Consider the following 1,245-nt stretch of genomic DNA (forward strand, 5'->3'; position numbering starts at 1 on the left):
CTTAGACTCAAACCGTGAGTGCAACACCCCGTCAGCCAGGAGGCGAACATGGCCAAGATTGGACGACCAGGCCTACCCGAAGAAGAACGCCGAAGAGTCTGGGAGCTGTGGAAGGACGGTCACTCTTTCAGCCACATTTCACGCAGCGTCAAAGTACCGCCGGGATCAGTATTCTCCATCCTGAAACCCCGCGGCGGAATCTACTACCCCACCCCTCGTCCGGGAACGGCATCATTGACGCTGGCCGAACGCGAGGAAATCTCCCGCGGCATCGCAGCCGGCACCTCCATTCGGAGGATCGCATTGGCTTTGGACCGGGCTCCATCGACCATCAGCCGCGAAATCACCCGGAACAAGGGGGTGAATTCCTACCGAGCCGTTGATGCCAATGACCGCGCGCAACGGCGAAGAGGCCGACCCCAGCGGTTGAAATTACAGAAGAATCCAGCCCTGTGTAACTACGTGTCCAAGCGGCTGAAGCACTGGTGGTCGCCCGAACAAATCGCCGGACGCCTTGACCGTGACTACCCCGAGAATCGGCGAATGCACATCAGCGCCGAAGCCATCTATCGCGGCGTCTACCTCAACTCAGGACGGAAAGCCCTGCCGCACAATATCCACCACAATCTGCGCCGTCACCGACCGATACGCCACGGCAAGCATTACACCACGCGCGGGCAGTGGCGGTCTCAGATCAAGAATGCGCGTTCCATCGACGACCGCCCCGAGGCAGCGAAAGACCGCAGCGAAATCGGCCACTGGGAAGGCGATCTCATCCTGGGGCCGAACACCACCCAGGTGGCGACCCTTGTCGACCGAGCCACCCGCGTTCTCGATCTCGTCGCCACGCGCGGTCGCGACGCTGCCTGCGTCAAAGACCAGCTCATCAACCGCCTCAACCATCACAATCAGGTCCGAAGACGAGTCAGGACACTGACGTGGGATCGAGGGATGGAGCTGGCCGAGCACGAGGCCATCAGCCAAAGCACGGGTGTCGAGGTGTTCTTCGCCGACCCGCGCAGCCCCTGGCAACGAGGAACGAACGAAAACACCAACGGGCTGACGCGACAATTCCTGCCGAAGAAGACCGACCTCGGGGCCTACGACCAATCAGCTCTCGACGTCATTGCTCATGAGCTCAACACCCGACCCCGAAAGTGTTTGAGCTTCCGAACACCGCTCGAGGCCCAGCACGACCTCACCACCCGAAAACCAGAGGTGTTGCCTTGACGATTTGAATCTAAG

At 60.5% G+C, this 1,245-nt stretch carries 1 protein-coding gene; it reads left to right on the top strand.

Features of this window, described 5'->3' with window-relative positions:
• Positions 1 to 48: 48 nt before the first annotated feature.
• Positions 49 to 1,230, top strand: a complete 1,182-nt coding sequence (locus BANT918_RS17115; RefSeq protein WP_101621256.1) for an IS30 family transposase — start codon at positions 49 to 51, stop codon at positions 1,228 to 1,230.
• Positions 1,231 to 1,245 lie beyond the last annotated feature (15 nt).

Source organism: Brevibacterium antiquum CNRZ 918, assembly GCF_900169145.1.
GTDB classification, from domain to species: Bacteria; Actinomycetota; Actinomycetes; order Actinomycetales; family Brevibacteriaceae; genus Brevibacterium; species Brevibacterium koreense.